At 50.2% G+C, this 20,933-nt stretch carries 18 protein-coding genes; 7 read left to right on the plus strand and 11 right to left on the minus strand.

The genetic code is table 11. The features are described 5' to 3' along the window. Nucleotides 1-27: 27 nt before the first annotated feature. The 6 genes from IOB61_RS08815 (at nt 28) to IOB61_RS08840 (ending at nt 7,234) form a co-directional block, all read left to right on the plus strand. The gene (locus IOB61_RS08815; RefSeq protein WP_290815231.1) at nt 28-1,026 is read left to right on the plus strand and encodes an acyltransferase; all 999 of its coding nucleotides are present in this window, start codon (nt 28-30) and stop codon (nt 1,024-1,026) included. A 28-nt stretch (nt 1,027-1,054) separates the two neighbouring features. Further along, the gene (locus IOB61_RS08820) at nt 1,055-2,335 is read left to right on the plus strand and encodes a glycosyltransferase (protein WP_290815233.1); all 1,281 of its coding nucleotides are present in this window, start codon (nt 1,055-1,057) and stop codon (nt 2,333-2,335) included. Then, complete coding sequence (locus IOB61_RS08825; RefSeq protein ID WP_290815235.1) at nt 2,332-3,354, plus strand: acyltransferase; 1,023 nt, start codon at nt 2,332-2,334, stop codon at nt 3,352-3,354. The genes IOB61_RS08820 and IOB61_RS08825 overlap by 4 nt, the downstream gene beginning before the upstream one ends. Nucleotides 3,355-3,728: 374 nt before the next feature. Beyond that, nucleotides 3,729-4,517, plus strand: coding sequence for a glycosyltransferase family 4 protein (locus IOB61_RS08830; RefSeq protein WP_290815270.1), 789 nt, complete (start codon nt 3,729-3,731; stop codon nt 4,515-4,517). 100 nt (nt 4,518-4,617) lie between these two features. Beyond that, nucleotides 4,618-6,048: a hypothetical protein gene (locus tag IOB61_RS08835; protein ID WP_290815238.1), complete on the plus strand. Its 1,431-nt coding sequence runs from the start codon at nt 4,618-4,620 to the stop codon at nt 6,046-6,048. Between the two features lie 16 nt (nt 6,049-6,064). Continuing rightward, entirely contained in the window at nt 6,065-7,234 is a 1,170-nt protein-coding gene (locus IOB61_RS08840) for a glycosyltransferase (RefSeq protein WP_290815240.1), read from the plus strand. Nucleotides 7,235-7,271: 37 nt separating this feature from the next. Here the strand turns inward: IOB61_RS08840 and IOB61_RS08845 are convergent, their stop codons facing one another. Beyond that, on the minus strand, nt 7,272-7,439 hold the full coding sequence (locus tag IOB61_RS08845) for a hypothetical protein (RefSeq protein ID WP_290815242.1): 168 nt from the start codon (nt 7,437-7,439) through the stop codon (nt 7,272-7,274). Between the two features lie 380 nt (nt 7,440-7,819). Between IOB61_RS08845 and IOB61_RS08850 the strand changes: the two genes are divergently transcribed. After that, on the plus strand, nt 7,820-8,656 hold the full coding sequence (locus tag IOB61_RS08850) for a glycosyltransferase family 2 protein (protein ID WP_290815244.1): 837 nt from the start codon (nt 7,820-7,822) through the stop codon (nt 8,654-8,656). A gap of 21 nt (nt 8,657-8,677) precedes the next feature. Here IOB61_RS08850 and IOB61_RS08855 read toward each other — a convergent pair whose 3' ends face one another. The 10 genes from IOB61_RS08855 to IOB61_RS08900 all read right to left on the minus strand — a co-directional run bounded on the left by IOB61_RS08855 (nt 8,678) and on the right by IOB61_RS08900 (nt 20,658). Next, nucleotides 8,678-10,096 (minus strand): DUF1501 domain-containing protein, encoded by a 1,419-nt coding sequence (locus tag IOB61_RS08855; RefSeq protein WP_290815246.1) that lies wholly within the window; start codon nt 10,094-10,096, stop codon nt 8,678-8,680. 20 nt (nt 10,097-10,116) lie between these two features. Next, the gene (locus IOB61_RS08860) at nt 10,117-11,931 is read right to left on the minus strand and encodes a DUF1800 family protein (protein WP_367272835.1); all 1,815 of its coding nucleotides are present in this window, start codon (nt 11,929-11,931) and stop codon (nt 10,117-10,119) included. 244 nt (nt 11,932-12,175) lie between these two features. Continuing rightward, the gene (locus IOB61_RS08865; protein ID WP_290815248.1) at nt 12,176-13,135 is read right to left on the minus strand and encodes a hypothetical protein; all 960 of its coding nucleotides are present in this window, start codon (nt 13,133-13,135) and stop codon (nt 12,176-12,178) included. Between the two features lie 10 nt (nt 13,136-13,145). Next, complete coding sequence (locus tag IOB61_RS08870) at nt 13,146-13,667, minus strand: lasso peptide biosynthesis B2 protein (RefSeq protein ID WP_290815251.1); 522 nt, start codon at nt 13,665-13,667, stop codon at nt 13,146-13,148. A gap of 124 nt (nt 13,668-13,791) precedes the next feature. Further along, complete coding sequence (locus IOB61_RS08875) at nt 13,792-15,717, minus strand: asparagine synthase-related protein (RefSeq protein WP_290815253.1); 1,926 nt, start codon at nt 15,715-15,717, stop codon at nt 13,792-13,794. 243 nt (nt 15,718-15,960) lie between these two features. Continuing rightward, nucleotides 15,961-16,116 (minus strand): hypothetical protein, encoded by a 156-nt coding sequence (locus IOB61_RS08880; RefSeq protein WP_290815255.1) that lies wholly within the window; start codon nt 16,114-16,116, stop codon nt 15,961-15,963. Nucleotides 16,117-16,884: 768 nt separating this feature from the next. Further along, the gene (locus tag IOB61_RS08885) at nt 16,885-17,067 is read right to left on the minus strand and encodes a hypothetical protein (protein WP_290815257.1); all 183 of its coding nucleotides are present in this window, start codon (nt 17,065-17,067) and stop codon (nt 16,885-16,887) included. 114 nt (nt 17,068-17,181) lie between these two features. Then, nucleotides 17,182-17,469, minus strand: a complete 288-nt coding sequence (locus IOB61_RS08890) for an HPr-rel-A system PqqD family peptide chaperone (protein WP_290815259.1) — start codon at nt 17,467-17,469, stop codon at nt 17,182-17,184. 151 nt (nt 17,470-17,620) lie between these two features. After that, a complete protein-coding gene (locus tag IOB61_RS08895) occupies nt 17,621-19,450 on the minus strand; it encodes an ABC transporter ATP-binding protein (protein WP_290815261.1) in 1,830 nt (609 codons plus the stop codon). Next, nucleotides 19,450-20,658, minus strand: coding sequence for a nucleotidyltransferase family protein (locus IOB61_RS08900; protein ID WP_290815264.1), 1,209 nt, complete (start codon nt 20,656-20,658; stop codon nt 19,450-19,452). The genes IOB61_RS08895 and IOB61_RS08900 overlap by 1 nt, the downstream gene beginning before the upstream one ends. Between the last annotated feature and the right edge of the window lie 275 nt (nt 20,659-20,933).

A 20,933-nucleotide genomic window follows, 5' to 3' on the forward strand; every position in this document is an offset into this window, starting at 1 on the left:
AACGGCCGTTAGTCTCAGGAGTACCTTTTGACTAGACCCGCACTTGAAAGCCCCGCGACGTCACGGATTGCGTTTCTGGACGGTTGGCGAGCTGTGTCTGTTTTGTTCGTGATGGTGGGCCATGGCCTAGGTGCCCTAAAACTTCATTCGGCACTTCCGATCGATTTGTCACGCTTGGGCGTGTACATATTTTTTATTATTAGCGGCTATGTGATCACTCGTCTCAGTCTAGCAGAGCGTGTGAGGACGGGGACCTTCAATCAAGGTCACTTTGTGATGCGCCGCGCCTTACGGATATTGCCACCCTTGGTGCTCTACGTGGTTGTCGTAACGACCCTTAGCGGGGTTGGTGATGGTGCATTATTGGCAGCATTTCGAGCACTGAGCTTCACGTGCAACATGGACATTCCGTTTGGGCATTGCGGATTTATCTTCGGTCACACTTGGTCGCTGGCGTTTGAAGAACAATTCTATTTGCTTTTCCCATTCATCTTCATGCGTCGGATATCTTTCTTGGCCGTACTTGCTTTGCTTTTCGCACTTCTACCCCTAGTGTTTGATGTACCTTGGCTTGGTAAGCTCACCTATCTGCAAGCATTTCTGCTGCTGACTTTGGGCTGTGTATATGCAGTCTATCAGAAGCGGATTGAAGAGCTACTCGGTAAGGTACCAACAATCTTGATTGTGGGTATGTGCGCCCTTGGAATCCTCTGGTTTGCGCTGGATATTGGCAAGGTACGCCTCATCACCGCGCCATTGGTTCCCTTCGCCATCCTGCTCTTCGTCTTTGCTATTCCTGCACGCTTTAGCTGGGTCGAACGCAGTCTTAGCTTTAAACCACTCTGCCAAATCGGGCTTTATTCCTATTCAATTTACCTTTGGCAGCAATTCTTCTTGATGCCCGGCAGTGCCGACAGTTTGCTGAAGGTTTGCTCTGCCATATTGATGGCGGTGCTGATCGGGGCAGCCTCTTACCACACCTATGAAGCCTACTTCCGTAAAGTGGCACACAGGTACAACGCGTAGCGCGCTAAGCCAAAAGGTCCTATTTCACGTGCCTAAAGTTGTCATTCTGTCTCCGCATTTTCCTCCGGCCACGCTTGCCGGCGTTCATCGTGCGCGTCATATGGCGAAGTATTTGCCAGCCTATGGTTGGGAACCGATAATTATCCGTGCAGATGAAGCGCATTATACGGAAAAGCTGGACCCAGAGTTGGCAAAGCTTGTTCCTCAGACGGTGCGTCAGATCCGTACTTCCGCGTTTCCTGCCACCATCGCACGGAAGTTTGGCGTAGGCGATATTGGCCTAAGGGCATACTTGCCATTCAAACAAGTCTTAGCCCAAGTCATCCCATCAGAGCGCCCAGATATCGTCTTTATCACTGGCTCGCCTTATTATCCCTTTCTTCTAACGCACTGGATCAAGCAGACCTTTGACATTCCAGTCGTACTCGATCTTCAGGATCCTTGGGTTTCTGCCGAGGGTGCTTTGAGGCCAAAGTTGTCAAAGGGAGGGCTCTCGCATCTGCTGTCAAAAGTTCTCGAGCCAATGGCCATTAAACACGCACGGTTCGTTACATCGGTCTCTGATCGACAGAATGATGAGATGGCTGAGCGCTATCCTTGGCTAAACCGTCTAGCTATGGCAGCGATCCCTATCGGTGGAGATCCAGAAGACTTTGATGCGCTGAGAGTTAATCCACCGCAATGTCCGATTGTCCGATTAGATCACACACGGATCAATCTAAGTTATGTTGGCACCTTTCTGCCGAAGGCCGGGCCCTTAGTTTCGACGTTGTTTAAGGCGTTGAGCCAGTTTAGAGAGAGGGCTCCCGACCTGGCCAATAAATTGCTGCTGAACTTTGTTGGCACCAGCAATCAGCCAAATGGCGGTGGCACGCATTTGATCCGTCCGCTTGCTGCTGCAGCTGGCGTTCAAGACCTCGTTAACGAGGTTCCTCAACGGGTCCCATTCCTTGAAGCTCTGAGTATTCTAGCAAACTCCAATGGGCTGATGATGATTGGGTCTGACGAACCCCACTATACCGCTTCAAAAATTTATCCTGGCTTGATGTCGGCCACGCCATTCTTGTCGATGTTCCATGCTGCTTCAAGCGCCCATAAAATCCTTACGGAAGCGGGTGGCGGTTTCCCGCATAGCTTCAATTCGGTAGACGAGTTGCCCAGCTTGCAAAAGAGCTTGGCTTATGTTTTTGAACGCTTCGCCACCGGGCAAATCAACGTCGCACCGCCCAATCCCGCTGCGTACGAAGATTATACCGCCAAGCATGTCGCTGGGAGCTTTGCGGATGTTTTCAATCGGGTCATTTCATGACCCAGCGCACCGAACGCATCCGCATGTTAGAGTATCTGCGCGGCATAGCGTCATTATCCGTTGCTTGGTTCCATATGACAAACAGCTTTACGGACTCTTGGGTTGCTTGGTCAGGGTCGGGAGGCTGGCTAGGGGTTGAGTCCTTTTTTGTCATTTCGGGCTTTGTTATCCCTTATGCGCTTTGGACCAGCTATCCGCGATACAGCTTGCGGGATATGCCCCACTTCCTTGGACGTCGTGTGCTTCGGATTGAGCCACCTTACCTGATTAGCATCCTCATGGTTTTGGTCTTGGGATGGCTTTCAAGTATGGCACCGGGGTTTCAGGGTCAGTCTCAAGCTTTTGAGCCAGGGCAAGTGGCAGCCCACCTCTTGTATCTGGTGCCCCTTACGCAGTTTTCTTGGCTCCAGCCTGTTTACTGGACGCTGGCTTACGAGTTTGTCTTTTATATTACCATCGCGTGCCTTTTCCCCAGCCTGAGTGGGCCCGGGCGATTTCATGTCTATGCGGCTGTTGCTACTGCTCTCGCCACTATGGTCGCGCTTGGTTTGGCATCGACTCTCTTATTGTTATTTGTAATGGGCGTTGGTGTTTATCGTTGCTTGACCGGCCAAGATCATCACCTCAAGACCTTGGTCATACTTGCAGCTTGTGGGCTCATCATGGCAGTTGAGAATGCACCAGCACAGGCGGCTGTGGGCTTTGTAACAGCCGTCTTCATCCTCTATCACGGCCGCTTAAGTCAATATCTCAGGATTTTCGCCGCACCCTTGGCCTGGCTTGGTGCGATTTCCTATTCGCTATATCTTGTGCATGTTCCGATTGGGGGTCGCGTCGTCAACATTGGGAAGAGATTTGTGCATGATGATGTTGGCTACATGTGCGTTGCGCTCGTGGCCTTGGTATTCTCGCTAGTAGCTGCGTATGTGTTCTATCGGCTGATCGAAGTTCCATCGATGCAACTGGCACAGAAATTGCTGCCGAGCCAGCCTAAGTCCGCGCAACTGGGTCCAGTTTAATGCCCCTCAAAATTCGCCTCGCAATTTTAGCTTCGCACCCTGTTCAGTATTACGCGCCTTTGTTCCGGGAACTCGCGAAGAAGGTTGATTTGCATGTATTTTATGCCCACGCTGCGACACCCGCCCAGCAGGCTGCTGCGGGATTTGGGCATGCCTTTGAGTGGGACATTGACCTAACGGATGGATATTCCTTTAGCTTTCTAAACAATGTGTCGAAGCGGCCCGGAGCGGACTGGTTCGGCGGGTGTGACACGCCGGAAATATATAAGCAGTTGAAGTCTGGCGGTTTCACAATCGTCCTCACCTTGGGGTGGCATCTTAAGTCCATGATCCAGGGCGTCTTGGCGGCAAAGCGGCTCAGATTGCCAGTCTTGGTGCGCGGCGACAGTCAATTGTCAACCCCGAGAAGCTCGGTCAAAAAATGGGTGAAAGCCATCGCCTACCCCATCTTGCTTAGGGCTTTTGATGCCGCTCTCTATGTCGGCAAGAACAATCAAGCTTACTGGCTGCATTATGGGTTTCCAGAACAACGCCTATTCTTTTCGCCACATTGTATTGAAACCAAGCGCTTTGCTGAAGGGGCTACAGCGGAGGCCCGCGATGCCTTGCGTAATCGTCTGGGTATTGCGCCAACGTCCTTCGTTGTCCTCTTTGCGGGTAAACTTCTACCTTTCAAACGACCCTTGGACATTGTTGCTGCCTTAGCAAAGCTCAGAAAAGCTAAGGTTGACTGCCGGATGATGGTTGCAGGATCAGGGCCATTGGAGGCGGAACTCACAGCGTTAGCGGCAGAGCTTCAAGTTCCGTTAGACTTGCTCGGATTCCAAAATCAGTCTCAAATGCCAGCTGCTTATGCTGCAGCCGATATACTTGTGTTGCCATCAGATGGCCGCGAAACATGGGGCTTAGTCGCGAATGAAGCCCTTGCTAGCGGTAAGCCAATCATTGTTTCCGACGCAGTCGGCTGTGCGCCGGATCTAGCTGCCGACGAAAGCTGTGGTCAAGTTTTTACCATGGGCGATCACGATGCGCTGGCAAAAGCATTATCTGTGGCGATGAATTCAAAAATTGATCTCGCATCCATTGCAAGAATAAGCGATAAGCACTCTATGCAGTGCGCGATCGACGGGATCCATGCTGCCATTATAGCATCGGTTAAGTAGAGCGAAAATCTTGGAGAGTAATCGTATGCAAGTTTCCGCGTCTCTCGCACCTGCGCGGCCTATTGGAAAGACTGGGAGGCCACCTGCAGCTAATGCACTTATGATTACGATTGCGTTTCTCACAGGTATCGGCATGCTCTCTAGTTCTGTGCCAACTTTGTTGTTGGGTTGCGCGATATGCCTGATTTTTGTGACTTTGCTTTTGTGGACAGGAGATGAGCCCCCGATACTGCTTCTCCCCATTTTGTTTCAATGGAGCGAAGTTGCAATCTTGCCCTATTCGACAAGTTGGCTTCATGTGCCGTTGGCCGAACTATCACCATATGCAGCCGACCTAAACATGTCGGCCATCTACGGCCTACTCGGTGTGACGGGGATGGCGATCGGGATGAAACTTGCAACCCTGACTGGTAAGCGGCGTGGGCTATCCTTTGCAGAGCGGATTAAGGCAGATGCCATGGCCATCCCGTTTGAGCGGGTCGTGATCATTTCGTTTGTTTTGATCGGCGTTGGATATGTCTTTGCCGCCTTATCCCCTTATGCAGGCCCATTGAGAGAGCCCGCCGGTCAGGTCTCAAGTGTGAAGTATCTGGGTCTCTTTATCCTCACTTATACCTGTCTAATCAGAGAGCGGGGTTATGCACTATTGATCGCTGTGGTCTGCTTCGAAGTTGTGTTCGGGATGACTGGATTTTTTGCTCAGTTCAAGGACTCTATTTTGACCTTCTTTGTGGCAGCTTTGTTTGCAAAGCCGCGAATCCGGGTCACGGACACCTTCGTCGTTTCCTTTGTGGCGATGATTATTCTGTCGGTGGGCATATTCTGGTCCGCGATTAAGCCTGAGTATCGTGATTTCGTAAACAAAGGGTCGGGCGAACAGATTGTCGAAGTACCGCTCGTCGACCGGATCGACTTTTTGTCTAATGCAGCTTTGACGTTCAATAACGAGAAAGTTGCTGAGGGCTTCCAAAAATTAGTCGCGCGGCATGGTTACATCGAGTTTCTTGGTTTGGTGATGCAAAACGTCCCAACGGGACTTGCCTATCAGAATGGCCAGATCACGCTATCAGTTTTCCGGCACATCTCTGTTCCCCGGTTTCTCTGGCCGGGTAAGCCACCGCTCCCAAGTGACACCGAAGTTATGTCAAAATTCACCGGTCTCCCTATGGTTTGGGGTAATGAGACGTCGATCAGTATTGGCTATCTGGGCGAACTCTATGCGGACTTCGGCTATTGGGGCGGCATTTTTGCGGCCGCAGTCATCGGTGGTGTTATTGGACTAGCCTATCGAATCGTTCGTGATGCAAAAAACACCTCACCCCTAATGGCGGCGGGACTGTGCGTCATGATTGCACTAAAGGTCAGTTCTTTTGGGACCGCCTATGTTAAAATGGCAGGGGCGTTCGTCTTAGGCACTGTGGTTGTGTTTCTTCTTATGATGGTGATTTTGCCATTTTTGATGCCGGCACGGCAAGCTACTATTCCACAATTTCCAGACGCAGAATTGCCACGCAGGCCGAAGCGCATATGAGTCCGCTTGTTCAGCCATGACCCCATCATGCCGTCACATCATCGCTGGACTGAGTCGGGAGTCCGGTGGCCCATCCTATAGCGTGCCGGCGCTGGCGGAAGCTCTCGCTGGACAGGGAAAGCCAGTTTCGATCTACTCGGTTCAAGATCTGGCTTCCACATGCCTACCTGTAGAAGGTAGTGTCCCGACACACCGATTCGAGCGATCCAAATTCCCGTGGGTGGCAATGATGAGCGGCTCGCCTGAGCTCAACCATGCGATTGGCAAAGCGATAACCAAGGGTGACGTGATCCATAATCATGGCCTTTGGTTGCTACCGAACCTGTATGCCGCTTGGCATATACAAAGACTACCACAGAGTTCTTCAAAGCTGATCCATGCTCCGAGAGGTATGCTCGGAGAAGCGGCCCGCAAAATTTCATCGTGGAAGAAAGAGCCAATCTGGTTGTTGTGGCAGAAGCAGGCGCTTCAACGCGCGCATTGCCTGCACGCCACTGCAGAGTCTGAGTATACTGAGATCAGAGCAGCCGGACTAACAAATCCAGTAGCAATCATACCAAATGGCATTCATTTGCCACCGCTCCTAAAGCAATCTGTCAAACCAAAACACCAGAATGTGGTGTTATCTCTTGGGCGTATCCACCCAAAGAAGGGCCTTGACCGCTTGGTTCGGGCATGGGCGCAAGTTGAGGACCGCTATCCGGACTGGTGTCTGAGATTGGTTGGGAATGCCGAGGTCGGGCACGATACGGAACTGGCTACGCTTGCGACAAACTTGGGTCTTAAGCGAGTTGAAATTCGTCCAGCAGTCTATGGCGAAGCAAAATGGCAAATGTTCCAGGAAACCGATCTCTTTGTCCTGCCAACACTGAATGAGAATTTTGGCATCACAGTTGCCGAGGCGCTCGCGTGCGAGATACCGGTCATTTCTACGAAAGGTGCACCGTGGCAAGGGCTTGAAGTCGAGCGATGTGGTTGGTGGATTAACCATGGCCCCGATGCAATTGCCGCTGCCCTAGACGTAGGCATGGGCCTAGATGCCAGATCCCGTGCTGATATGGGCAAACGGGGTCGAGCATGGATGATGCGAGATTTCGCGTGGCCTGCAATCGGAGCCGAAATGTCTAGTGTATATGACTGGCTTTGCCATGGCGGTAATCCGCCATCTTGCGTCCGTTTAACCTAGTCAGGGCCCTTCACGAGTTATGTCCAACATCGCCGCACTAGACATTGACGCCAACCGCCGCGCCAGAAAATGGAGCCGCAAAGAGCTCTTTGTGCGCCTGCTCTGGGAAGGTCTGCAAGCGCCCCTGTTTGCTTGGACCCCACGGCAATTCTGGGGCTTTAGAAATAGTGTCTTGCGGCTCTTTGGAGCCAGAATCGGGCGTCATGTTCAAATTCATCCGACCGTTCGAATTGCAATTCCTTGGAACCTAGATGTTCAGGACCATAGCTCTATAGGCGATCGAGCGATCATTTATAACTTGGGACCAATCCGACTGGGAGCCAGTGTTTCGGTTTCCCAGAATGCGCATTTATGTGCTGGCTCCCATGACTTTACCAAGCCAGATCTGCCACTAATCAAACCACCAATCGCAATAGAAGACGGCGCTTGGGTTTGCGCGGATGCCTTCGTAGGTCCAGGCGTGACCGTGGGGTCAATGGCAATCATTGGAGCGCGCGCTGTCGTGACGAAGGATGTGGAGCCAAGTGCAATTATGGTCGGCAATCCAGCTCGAAAACTGAAAAAGCGACGTGAGCTCACACACCCATGAATGTTTCGATTTTGATCCTGACCTATAATGAAGAGGTCAATATCGCTAGGTGCCTGAACTCTTTGGTTTGGTGTGATGACATTGTCGTGGTTGATTCCGGCAGCACAGACCAAACAATCAGCATTGCAGAGCGCGCCGGAGCCCGCATCTTAAGGCGCAAGTTTGATGATTTTGCGGGGCAACGAAACTTTGGACTAGAGCATGGCAAGTTCAAACATGAGTGGGTGCTTCACCTCGACGCCGACGAAGTTGTTACACCCGCGTTTCAGGCAGCACTCAACGATCTTGTGCCGCCGAATGGGATAGACGCCTATTTTGTGCCATCCAAAACAATGTTGTTTGATACTTGGCTAAAGCACGCCGGTATGTGGCCAACATACCAGGTCAGATTGGGGCATCGCGACAGGTTGCGCTTTATCCAAGTAGGGCATGGCCAACGCGAAGACGTTCCCCTTGAAAAAACAGCAAAGTTCGACGAACCTTATCTGCATTACTCTTTCTCGCATGGCCTGAAGCTTTGGCTGCAGAAGCATATTCGATATGCGGACGACGAGGCTGCTGAGCTTGTAAATGCGAGACTTGGTATGGCTAAAGAGATAGCTAATCAAGAGGGGCCAACCCTTGATCGAGACGTCAAAATGCGTCGGCGCATGAAACTGGCTGCCAATAGGTTGCCATTGATGCTTAGACCCATTGCAAGATTTTTTTATGTTTTTGTCTTGCGCCGTGGATTTCTAGATGGCCCGCTAGGCCTTCTCTATAGCTTTATGCTCGCTATATACGAAGGCATGATTGCCATCTTGGCTTACGAGAAGCTTCGTCAGAAGACCTAGCACGAACGCAACGCCACCAGCCTATAGGAAGTTGAGCTTGGCTGGACTGAAGCGATTGAGGTTCGGGAAGATATCTGGCAATGCCGAATCCGGTACTCCCAACCAACTCGCCAATGTTGAGCAGTATTGTTGGTTACTGATTGTTGGGATCGACATGGGGGAGCCACCAACGTTGATCAAGTCATTGCTGTTTTCAGCGATATCGGTCAGCGAACCATAGATATCGCCGCCTTTAACCGCACCGCCGACGACAAAGCTTGCGCCGCCCCAACCATGATCGGTCCCGTCCCCATTTGACTTTGCGCATCGGCCAAACTCCGAGGTTGTGAACAAGGTCACATTGTTGCTCAGGCCCATCGCCGCCAGGGTATCGTAGAAGTAGCCGATTGCAGCGTCTAAACGGAGGAAGTTGCGTCCGTCGAGATCAGCAGCCTGTGCACTATGGGTGTCGAAATTGCGCATATTCACGAAGAACACTTGGCGATTGACGCGCAGAACATTGCGAGCCGCGATACAGCGCGCCACGGTCCGTAAGGCCGCAACCACATCATTATCCCGCCATGCAATCCGATAGTTTGGTATCGACGTGTCAGTGGGGATAGGCGCAAGGTCACTGGTTGCGGCAAAAGCCTGATTGAGCTGGGCATAGGAATCCATGACCCGGCGATTGACTTTTAAATAATCTTGGTCCATCGCTTGGCTCATCGATGTTCGTTGCAGCAATGCGTTGAGTTCTGCAGAAGCTACGGCTGAGCCAAAGACAGCGCCGTTCAAACCAGCGATATTTGAGGCTCTACCCGTCACATCAGCTTTAATGACTTCGGTAGCGCTTCCGACACTGAAGGCGTTGTTTAGCGGGCCAACGGCCATACTTGAAAACAAGTTATCTGGGTTCATGGAGGCTAAGACATCCATCGCCCGGCCCCCCCAGCCATAGCGGGTACCATCGTCACCAAAAGTATGGATCTGGGCGTCACCATTGTTGTGCGAACCGGCAGCCGACGGTAGGCGCACGGCACCACTGAGGAGTTGGGATTTGGAAGCAGGCGCTTCCATGCCCCCATGACCATATACAATGGCCATCTTTCCTTGGTCATAGATCTGCTTCATGCGCGGCAAATTCGGGTGCAAGGCTGCCGTGCGCCCACCTTGGGGTGATTGGGTTCCGAGTGAGCTCAAAGCGGCGCGATCGGGCATTGCTATCCCTGGTCGCAAAGCACGCAAGGCATCGTAATTTGTGGGATCGGATGGAATAATGGTGTGCATGTGATCTAGCCCGCCATCAAGGTAAAGACAGACGAGGGCTCTATAGTCATTGCCTGCCGCTGTAGCATTTGAGGCTGCAAGTTGCAAAGCGAGCGGGGAGAAGCCCCCGAGGAGGGCTGCTCCGCCAAGAAAGTGGCGACGGCTGAGTTTGTGGGCGATCTCTAAGTTTGACATGACTCTTCTCGCTCTTCTTCTTAGCGTTGTACGCGATATTCTGGCGTTAGCATGGTCATCATGACGGCTAGCTTGATCCGATTGGTGCGATCTGTGTCCGTCACGGCTGGCAAACTATTAATGGATCGTACCAAAGCAGGCCGAAGGTCTGAAACGACAACACCAGGTGCGAGCAAAGTAAGCACCTTATCAGCCAACTTTTCGGCATCTGTACCTTCATTCCAAAACTCGTCATATGCGAATGTGTTTTGGACCTTTGCAGCATGGCCACAGCCAGTCCCACCTCTTTGCAATGCATGCAGGACGAAGCGTGACCAATCCAGAGCAGCGTTGGTATCTGTTATCTGCATTTCGGGTGCAGTTAGGTTCATTGCTGCCAAACGACCATTCGCTGGTGTAAAGCTTGGGCGATAGAAGTTAAAGACTGTCGCCGAATTATAAGGGCGTTCCATCTCGGAAATAATATCGAAGTAAATTTTGCAACCTGGGGCACCGGCCCAAACATTCCCTTTGCCATCGCCTGCCTTAAGTACCCGATTCAATTGGGCAATCGCCAAGATGGGTTCGCGGACCTTGCCAAACTCATAAGGAGTGTTGTTGCTTTGTACGCGTGCCTCCGGGTCAAGAAGGATCTGCTTGAGGACAGCTTTAAAGTCACCACGCACACCTTGCCCATTATTCTCAAACTTCGCGACAACTCGTGAAACATAAGCGGGGCTTGGATTGCTGGTTGTAAAACGCTGGATCAGTTGCTTGCTGATAAACGGCGCGGTATTTGGATGGTTTGCCAAGGTGTCAAGCGCAATGCCGATATTCTTGCGGCCATTGGCTTGAATTGTGCTGGGAGTCGAATTGGTCGGAATCGCGGGAATTTTCACACCCAGAAAGTTATGTTCCCGGGTGGAAGCGAAGTCCCATACCGACAACTCGCAGCGGACCAATTTGGCTTCTTCATTTGTCGGAGGCAACAGATTGCCCGCACGATCACGACAGGTCCCATATCGGTCACCGCCATATTGCATGCGTAACCCAGTGAAGACATAGGAGAGACCTGTTACATCGGCTTGGCTATAAGTTGGAATACGCGCACCGGAAGAGTCCAACTTCAGAGAGCCGTCTAGGTTAAGTTGCCAAAGCCCGATTGAAAAGAGCTGCATAACTTCGCGTGCGTAGTTTTGGTCAGGGGCGTTCCCATTGCGATCGGTATTATTCATATAATCGAGATATTGAGCCATGATCGGACTAAAGGTCGCGCGCTCCAAGAACTCCCGATATGTACCAAAGCTGTTGTCAGCGGTCAGATCCATCCAATGAATGGCATTCGCCCCAACTTTGTTCCGACTAACGACAAAGATTTGGGAAAGTGCCCAAGCCATTCGCAAGCGAAGCTGGTCAGGTTCCTGAGTAGATAATGTGAACCAAGCAGCACTTTCTCGGTCAGTATTGCCATCTGCAAACTCAACGGCGTTAGACGTCGGGCCGTCAACGCTATACCAGTTGATGAAGCTCTGCTTCCGAGGCATAGCGAATTGTTCGTCGAGCCAAGCGTTGTAACCGATGCTCATCAACCTATCGATCTCGGCGGAGGTTGCACCAAATGTCGCTTGATTAAGGAAGCGTGCCGCGTCTGCGCGCGAAGCTGGCTTATCCGGGAACGGTGGCTGCGGTGCCTGTACTGGCGGCGGCGGTGGCGGTGGCGGTGCCGGCTGCGGTAATGAAGAGGAGCTGCCAAGCCCTGCATCAAGCTTCGGGGCACCCCCGCCGCTGCCACAGCCGATGATAACCATAATCGCACCAACAATGGTGCCAAGCTTCAGTCGCCGTCTAATAGTCATACTCTCGCCCAACCTTTTGGCTTACCCTTCCCTTTTACATGAAGAAGGATACCGATCGGCTAAACGGCATGGTTAATACCCGCTAAAATGGTTCTAAGAGTTTTTACTCGGTCCCTTTGCGATCAGTTAAGCGATATTTCGCTTGATTTACTGACAGAAGTCTCGGTGGTGAAACTTTGATCTACCGAACTGGTTATGTGCGTAGGGGGTTTGGGGGGCCGACTATACAGTTGCTTTAGTCAGCCTAGCTCTGCTCGATATAGGCCGAGATGGCTGCAATCGCTTCATCAAGAGATCCGTCGCGCTTTGGTCTGGTTGCTACAACCCCTTTCAACCCACGCGACATACCAAGTAGAATGACCCGTAACCGCGCGAGGTCTAGGTAGGCAGGTGCCATGAATGGTGGATAGATGCCGTTCATTAGAGTTGAGAAGGTGCCTGATCCAGACATAGGAATTAAACTGATATCTTGCATATCGTCTCCCCATGCGAGGCTCATTATGCCGACAATTTCCTCAGATTTGATAGTGCCGCGCCCGGGTGGGATCATGACATGATATTTATGTGGCCGGAAAAAGTCCCGTTCAAGCTTATCGCGCTCAATGCCAAGGGACTGAGCCGCATCCTCCCAGAGCTTCACTTTATTCACGCCGAAATGACAGATTGCGCCCTTGAGTGAATTGTTAGGGTCTGGAAACTCCATGACGGCCAAATCGTCGCCGAGTAGCGGCCAGCCTGTAGCTTTGGACAGTGCCACCGAAAGTGTTGATTTGCCTGCGCCAGAGGGGCCCGTGAAAAGCCATACGCCCTTAGGGGATTCCACGGCGCTAACATGAAGCGGCACATATTGGCGTTGAAAGGCAAGGGTGGCAAACCCGCACGTGGTCATATAGGGTCGGATATCCTCGTAGGGGACGCCCTCAAAAAGATCCAGCGTGACGCGGTTGCCGTTGCTGACCAGCAAGCGACATTTTTCTGCTACCGAAAAGAGGCAATCTGTTTTGGTTACTTGAATCCAGTCGGCAAGTGGTAGGCTATCTTCCAATTGTTCAGGCACTTTACCATGTATCAAGTCAGCCCATGGGTATTCAACACCCTTACTTTCTTCTTCTGACATAGAAGTAAACTCTGGAAACTCGATTTCGGATCGAACTGCCAAACCAAAGAGTTGATATAGATAAATCGGTTTAACTTCTGAAGACATCAACAATACCCTATCGACTCTTAGTTAGCGCTATAGAGCGCGGTTTTTCATCGTAATATGCACTATAAGTTGCAACCGGGATGAAGGTGTCATTGCCTTCATGCCCAATCACCTCGATAGTGCAGCTTGTGACCCACGCATGTGCCCCAAGCTTTTGGATTCGGGCATCAGTCGGCTTCCGATGAACCCCCAAGATCAGCTCGCTCGGTACGCCTCGCAAGCGCAACATGCCGCGCGCAGACAACGCTAGCATTAAACAGGTGAACCTCGTGCCAAACACCCGATGGATAACAAAGTGAACAGATGCCACTTCGATCGCGATCGCCTTGTACGTATCAGTCACAAGTGTGTCGTTCGCGCTTGGACCAGGCTTTCCAAGCAATCCACGCCAGAGCGAATAAGGGATGAGCCGGATTAATATCCAAGCTGTTAAAAGTCGGGAAAATGCTTCCGCATACATCAGCTTGCGGACCAATGGCACCTTCCAGAAGCGACCCAAGATCCAAAGAAGTTTTAGAAGCTTACGCATCATAAAGGTCACATCAGTTACCACTATTTCGAACGAATTTGGGACAGCCTCGGATAGAAAAACATTAGCAAGAACTATGCCTTCAGGGATAGCCTGGCTGTATCTACTTGGGACTCCAACGTCGGGCCTAGAGGCCAGAAAGTGTCTCGTCGCTGTTCGTATTTTGTATCCCAGCTTTTCGTCTTCGTTTCCACATAAACCATAATCTAAGAGCCGTCATCAATTCACCAAAGCGGGCGACCCCATAGCTCGTAGATTGATCTAGCGGATTGCTGGCTGCCATGCGGAGTTTTTCCATGTCAAACCAAGGGCAATCCTCTTCGAGTAGCTCCTTTTGAAGCCTCTCACTGACAATCTTCCAACAGCTGAACCGCGCTTCCCTTCGATACAGCTCATTAGCTGCATCTTGCTTACTGACATCTGCAGGAATGACATCTTGAAGGATCGCACGCGAAAATCCGCGAGACCGTTCATTTAAAAATAGGATCTCCGGTGGGATTGAGAGTAAGAATTCCAATAGTCGTCTGTCGGTTAAGGGGTACCGATATTGCAATTTATAAGGCGCAGACCACGCCGCCCATGTCTCCATCCGCATCGACAAATGGCCATGTTTTAGAAACTTTAGAATATTCTTCTTTGGATCTGGAAAGAGGCGTAATGGCCGCCTGAGGCGCGCGATAAACTTCCGATTTTGCTCGGCGCGCACTTTACCCATAAAGCACAATCCATAATCTTTGTCCCGAAATGGATCAAAGAGCACATAAAGTATATTAGGCAGGCTTGGGTGAATACCATTCCACCAAAGCTCGGACACGACCAGGCGGACGTTCTTCAGGCCTCTGGTCCGTTGCCGAATGAATTCCGCTAATCTCTTGAACCTTAGTCGAAGTAGCAAGTAGCCAACATAGCCATAGCCATGTGCTGAAAATGCTTCATCCCCACCCCAACCCGATAGCAACACCCTTGCGCCGTCGTCTGCCGCATTGATTAGTATCGGAAGTTCATCTGCTAGATCAGCGTTACCTTCCGTTTCTAATGGGCGCTGGAAGAATGCAAACAAGTTTTCCCCTTCCGAGCCGCCGAACCGAACTGCGATATCCTCTTTCTCCGCGGTTGCAAGGATTCTGCGTCTTTCATCTGACTGACCCAGGTCGGGGTGTTGGGTCGAAATCGGAGGAGACCAAGCGTATCCTCCACAAAGTTTCTTACTCTTTTTTCTAAAGTGCCGATTTGCCAAAACAGCGACGGCGGTCGAATCGATACCACCACTTAAGTGCGCCCCAATTGGCTGGTTCGAGTTGCAGCGATCTGACACGGCGCGCTCAAGAATAGCACGACATTTCTGAACATATAGATCAGGTGAAGCCAAGGAAATGATAGGTGCTTTTCCAGGGTTCCACCATTGGTGCTGCGTGCTTTTGCCGTCAATGAACTCAACCTGAGAACCTGGCTTAACTCGGCGGAGACCATCAAAAAATGTGTCAGTCAGCGGGTCATTATAAGCGACCTGGAACGCAACTATTGCCTTCTCATCGATTTGCCACGACCCCTCATATTGATCAATCAAGGATTTGGCGCTTGTGGACCATATTAGACTGTTTCCATGTCTAGCCCAATATAAAGGTCGAGAGCCGATGTGGTCCCGCGCCAGAAAGACATGCTTCTTCGCTGGATGTGCAATTGCAAAGGAGAAATCACCAATTAAATGTTGAAGACAGTCTGCATGCCATTTGTCCCATGCCATCCCGATCAGTTGTGTGTCGGATAGCTGGCTCAGACGTTCGGGCCTCAAGTCAAGCTCAATCGCTAGCTCTGGCCGATTATCCAATATGGCGTCGGCGCACACCACATAGCCCGATGCAGTGAGAACAATGCGTTCGTATTGCGATTGGGGCGAAATCCAAAGTGTTGTCTGAATAAAGCGTCCCGAGGGAAGCTCCAAACTGTCCAGTGCGTCAGGGCCCCAAATAGATAAATCCTGTGCGATCGGGGCAAAATTTGCATCTTGAACGAGTTCGTCGTTCAAACTTAAATGACCATAAATCGCCCCCATCGATCCAAATTCCTTTATTATACTTCTGATTTCGAATAGGATTTTGTCAAGTTGCTTTCGCTGACTTAGGTCACTTTGCTTGGTAAACTGAACGCTGTAAGCACTCAGGCGGCCTCAATAGTAAGCCACGAAATCAAGTTAAGTGGTTAAGCGGCCCCGGGCAAAATCGGTTGCCCTATATGCAAATAGGGCCCGCAAACTGCGGGCCCTAACAAGCGTCTTCAAAACCGTAAGGTCAGAAGATTACTTAATGTTCGTGCCAGGAATCGTACCAAAGTTGGTTTGGGTCCCGCCGAGGTCGTTCAAAGTTGTTTCATAAAATTTAGTAACGGTACCGCCGAGGGTAGCCGAAATGCTCAATTCTTCCACAACTGGTGCAGTCCAAGTTTTTTTCATCATAACGCTATCTCCTTCTACGTATGATCGCTAACGCTATATCATGCTGAAACCTCGAGTCAAATGATTTTTCAATAATACCAATGGATTAGTCTCCTAAAAGGGGAAATTGCATGATGCATTACAGTTAACGCTTGGTAATTTGCACACTTACAAATTCATTCAATCAGCGACTTGTATTGATATTCTCTGGTCATGACTGCAAAGCTATGAAAAAGATCTGTTTTTTTATTGTCACATTCTTGGGCTGGGTAAACCCAGTCCTTAGTGTATAGCATTCTTACATATGCCTAAAAATTGGGCATGTGAGACATTTACCCCCTAAACGCACTTTTGATGCAGGGCTGCTTCGCTTTTCGACTGCGGGAAATTTGCTTTTCACCCTAAAGCTTGGCCCTTTTCCGCGTCGACCGATCAGCACGACGTCTACAGTGAATACAGACCGAGATGCATTTCGCCCTCGAGGCAGTGACAAGATTTGCTCCGCCTAGGGCGCAGTATGGGAAAGCGCTGGACTGAGCCCTGCCAGACACCCCCTTGTGACTAGGCGGTATTTTAGCACATAATGTCGCGCTTTTTCCTAAAAACAGTCATGTTCCACACTTGATCGAACAAAGACATCTTCAACTTAAACATAAAGGCCGGCACGCTGTGCATGCCGGCCCCAAAATCACATGTTGTGGTTCATCTGGCCATTGAAGTATAGTGAAATCAATAACACCCAACTTCAAAGATAAGCTCAGAGCGGCGTACCGCCAAGGTAAGCAAATTCTACTTACACTTTGCGATTATTCCGTTATTGCACCCTGGAATAGTACCAAAATTATTGATATTTCCGAAGATTGTGGCTTGTGTCTCTTTCCAGTCAGCAATGAAACCGCCAAGTGTTTCGCTAATTCCTAACTCTTCGATCTGTGGCTGTGACCAAACTTTTTTTAACATTGTTGTCTTCATCTTCAACTCCTACTAGTATTTGCGAATCAGAGGCTAAATGCCGCTGAGGTTTAGGTCAAGCAAAAATCTTATATTTCAAAGAGTTACTCTCCTAAATGGGGAATTTCTCTTTCTTCATTCAGGCGTGACAACTTCAACTAGATTGATTTCCGCCATTTTTCCAAGAAATTGACTAACTTGCTGGAAGCAGGTGGTTCGATCTACCTCATATGCTTCCATCAGCGCCTCACAAATTTCATCCATCGTCATGGGACGTTCAAGTAACGACCAAATGTCGGCACCAACAGAGCCAGTCGCAAAATACTTGCCCGCCCGCTCATCGAAGAATACGATTTCGTCACCTAGTGCACTTCCTTGAACACTTGAGCGTGAATAAACAGCACTACTTGATTCTTGACTCATAATTTTACTCTCTGTCTTGATGTTGCATCTTACATTATTTCAAAATGTAAAAAGAACACACATTGATTAAGCACTATTTGCGCTAGTTGTAGGATTAAACGCGAATGATTTCAACCTGATCCGCTTTTTTGGAGTCATCATTTCGATTTTTCTACAAATAGTGTTTGGCTTGCATATTGAATAGCCGCGCATAGCTGCCATTCAGCGCAATCAGTTCGTCGTGGGTTCCGGCTTCCTTTATCCGTCCATCTTCGAGAACATATGTGAAGTCTGCTTGCCTTACCGTCGAGAGACGATGGCTTATGATGAGTGCTCCGCGCTGACCCAAGCGCTCACGGAAGTTCTCAAACAGTTCGAATTCAGCTGCTGGATCAACAGCACTTGTTGGCTCATCCATGATAACAAACTGGGATTCAGGGAAGAGCGACCGAGCCAAAGCAATACGTTGCCATTGTCCAATGCTGAGGTCGTGACCATCATCAAAAAGCTTGGTCAAAGGTGTCTGATAAGCGGCAGGCAATGCATCTATGAAACGGTCAGCACCCGCAACTTCGGCAGCACGACGAATGACGTCCGCATTGTGAGGTAGCGCGACATTGCCGAACCGAATATTGTTCGTAATGGTGTCGGCATAACAGGAATAGTCTTGGAAAATCACGCTAAACAGAGCACGATAGGCGTCAGGCTCTAAGTGTCGAATATCTGTGCCATCCAGCAAAATTCTGCCCTCGGTGGGGTCGTACAATCGGTTCAAAAGCTTGATCAGAGTTGTCTTGCCGGACCCATTTTCCCCTACAAGGGCAACAATTTGTCCAGGTCGCATTTCAAAATTGATATCGCTGACTGACGCTCGCTCAGCGCCCTCATATCTGAAGCTAACATTTTCCATTTGGATGCCAGCTGTAAGTGGCAAAGCAATAGCAGCAGGTTGCGCGGCGGTAGTGATCTTGGGTTTGGTGTCGAAGAACTCAAATAAGCGACCCAAGTACAGATGGTCGTCCACGAGGCGTGAAACGCTGGAAACCATTTCGTTACCGGCGCTCTCTGCTCGCCTCAAGAGCAAAACAAACATCGCCACTTGGCCGATCGTTAGTGAGCCCATGAGTGCGGCATCTATCAGAAAGGCTGCTGCACCCATAAAGACGATGGATCCAAATGCGGCAACGCCAAGTTCGAACACGGCCCGTTTCTGTTCGAGGGATAGGTTTTCTTTCCGAATTTTGGTTTGGAGCGCCTTGTAACTATCTGCAAAGTATGCGCCGAGCCCATTGATCCGCAATTCCTTTGCATGATGGTTGGAAGTGAGCATCCAATCCAGATAGCCGGATCGACGCTCCAGCTGGGCGCGTGTCATGCGCCAATCATACAAGCGTTTGGTAAAGAGAAGCCGCACACCCAAGGCTGCCCCAACAGTCAGCAAGAGAATGGGTAGAAGCCGCCACTCTATCGCGGCCAGCATGACAAGGATGGCTACCAAAACGATCGCCCCTCGGGCACCGTTGATGACATTGCCGATGACTTGAGCAGGCCGCTGTGCGCCAGCTTCGCGGGCCTTTTGTAGGGAATCAAAATACTGGGGGCTTTCATAGAAGCTTAAATCCAACGCAATTGCACGGTCATGAATTTTGCTATTCACCAAATCACCGACCACAAATCCTTGTCGCATCCGCAAGAGGTTAGCAATCGATTGTGCAACCGCGGCGAGAATGAGGGCGGTACCTGTCAAACCAAGGTACCAAAAGACCTCTGTATGACCATCAGTGCCTTGCAAGCCTCTACCGATTGAATCGACGAGTAATTTTATGGCATATAGCGAGCCAATTGAAAGTGCTGCCTCCAAAAATGTCGCGGCAATTACTGCGGCCGTTAGCCATGGGCCACTCTCCATCAGGATCGTCCAGACCCGATTTGCGGTCATCTGAGCCGAGGCTATGACCGAAGACAGCTTCACGAGAACCGCGGCTTTGGGTTGAGCCAACATTAGGCGACGATCCGCTTTGAAAGATTTCCAAGGAGCGCAGCTATATTCTCTGCCACGTACAACCATTCCATCGCTCTCGGTCGAGGTTTGTGCATATATTGGTCTACACTAGGCTGCAGGCGTCTTAAGGCTGATTGACCCCAAAACAAAAACTTACGTTTTGAGTCGAACTGCCACTGATCACCGAAGTCGAACAAAAACATAGCGTCCCAGCTTTCAAGCTCGAAAGCAGAGTCACCAGGCAACCCCCTGAGACAAGCGTCGAGGAAAATGCCGCTTGGGGTATTTCCAAGATTAGCCTCCCATTCGTCCGGCTGGCTAGTGAGTCTAGCAAACTCAATTGCCGCCTGTACTGAAGGCAAGAGACCAACTTCATCTGCGAGTCTCAGCACTTCTTCCATATTGAAGCTTGAATGACTCATCAAGGCATGGAGGTCTGCTACCCAGTGGAGCCGTGACCAGAAATGCCGAGAATGATGATAGATGATATAGACAAAGTGCCAGGCCGTAGAAAGCGAGTTAACGGTATCATTTCCAAGTTTCAAATGCTGGGATTCTCGCAAAATGCGAGCAACAGGGAAAATTGGAGTCGTCTTTTCTATGTACCGATGCAATTCAATATGGATGTTATCCTGATCAAACATAGAGATTACATCCGCATGACGAATGATGAACGACATATCGTCAGCTTTGGTTACAAAGCTACCGATGACTGGATCAAGCAAAAACCGGTAACCCCTATTGAATGCAAGTTCTGCTACCTTAGCAAAATCTGACTCTGCAACCAAAACATCAACGTCGCTGCAGGTGCGTAACGCAGGATCCCGATAAAATTGCTGGGCAAGGGCTGGACCCTTCATGTACGTATGGTTTGCCTTAACCGGAGCGATGCATTGGCGATGAAAGACCCCCATAGCCGCTGTCAATTTCTGCATTCGTATGGTCCGACCCAGCGCATTGAGACGCGCTTCAAGCATTAATGCCTCTGGCACCGGCTTCGGCTTCAAGGTGAACAAATGCTTATAAACAAAAGGCAAACTTGCATTATTTGCCGCAAGGCAGAAGAACTCATCCCAATCGGACACTTGATCACAAAGTTGAACAACAGCCGAAACGAGATGATCGGGAAGAACATCCCTGGCAAGTAACAAGAGCAATTTTGCAGTCGCGTCGCTACGCGCCGGACCCTTTTCAGCTAAACTCTTCATTGTAAATTCGTCCTATTTTCCCAAGACTGTAGCCACTACAAGCGCGCTGGCAAAGCTCAAGCATTTCCAATCGCACGTTCTCAGTATTGAAAAATACTCTCCAATACCTGCGTCCAATTATACAGCGCAAGAACTAGGCCAACTCCATTATTAAGAAGAGTAATATTTGGAGTAAGAGTTGTAGTAAGATGCGGAGTCGCCACGAGTGTATTTGGATTGAGCTTTGAAGTCGACGGAGTTGAGAGCGACGCCGCGTGGGGTGATGCGGGCGGATT

The organism is Aquidulcibacter sp., assembly GCF_020253525.1.
In the GTDB taxonomy this organism is placed as follows: domain Bacteria; phylum Pseudomonadota; class Alphaproteobacteria; order Caulobacterales; family Aquidulcibacteraceae; genus Aquidulcibacter.

Bases quoted from the DNA above. Each gene is read 5' to 3' on its own strand.
- IOB61_RS08825 (WP_290815235.1), top strand. From the start codon at position 2,332: ATGACCCAGCGCACCGAACGCATCCGCATGTTAGAGTATCTGCGCGGC.
- IOB61_RS08835 (WP_290815238.1), top strand. From the start codon at position 4,618: ATGATTACGATTGCGTTTCTCACAGGTATCGGCATGCTCTCTAGTTCT.
- IOB61_RS08840 (WP_290815240.1), top strand. From the start codon at position 6,065: ATGACCCCATCATGCCGTCACATCATCGCTGGACTGAGTCGGGAGTCC.
- IOB61_RS08845 (WP_290815242.1), bottom strand. From the start codon at position 7,439: ATGACGCCCGATTCTGGCTCCAAAGAGCCGCAAGACACTATTTCTAAA.
- IOB61_RS08850 (WP_290815244.1), top strand. From the start codon at position 7,820: ATGAATGTTTCGATTTTGATCCTGACCTATAATGAAGAGGTCAATATC.
- IOB61_RS08855 (WP_290815246.1), bottom strand. From the start codon at position 10,096: ATGTCAAACTTAGAGATCGCCCACAAACTCAGCCGTCGCCACTTTCTT.
- IOB61_RS08860 (WP_367272835.1), bottom strand. From the start codon at position 11,931: ATGACTATTAGACGGCGACTGAAGCTTGGCACCATTGTTGGTGCGATT.
- IOB61_RS08865 (WP_290815248.1), bottom strand. From the start codon at position 13,135: ATGTCTTCAGAAGTTAAACCGATTTATCTATATCAACTCTTTGGTTTG.
- IOB61_RS08870 (WP_290815251.1), bottom strand. From the start codon at position 13,667: ATGATGCGTAAGCTTCTAAAACTTCTTTGGATCTTGGGTCGCTTCTGG.
- IOB61_RS08875 (WP_290815253.1), bottom strand. From the start codon at position 15,717: ATGGGGGCGATTTATGGTCATTTAAGTTTGAACGACGAACTCGTTCAA.
- IOB61_RS08880 (WP_290815255.1), bottom strand. From the start codon at position 16,116: ATGATGAAAAAAACTTGGACTGCACCAGTTGTGGAAGAATTGAGCATT.
- IOB61_RS08885 (WP_290815257.1), bottom strand. From the start codon at position 17,067: ATGAAGACAACAATGTTAAAAAAAGTTTGGTCACAGCCACAGATCGAA.
- IOB61_RS08890 (WP_290815259.1), bottom strand. From the start codon at position 17,469: ATGAGTCAAGAATCAAGTAGTGCTGTTTATTCACGCTCAAGTGTTCAA.
- IOB61_RS08895 (WP_290815261.1), bottom strand. From the start codon at position 19,450: ATGTTGGCTCAACCCAAAGCCGCGGTTCTCGTGAAGCTGTCTTCGGTC.
- IOB61_RS08900 (WP_290815264.1), bottom strand. From the start codon at position 20,658: ATGAAGAGTTTAGCTGAAAAGGGTCCGGCGCGTAGCGACGCGACTGCA.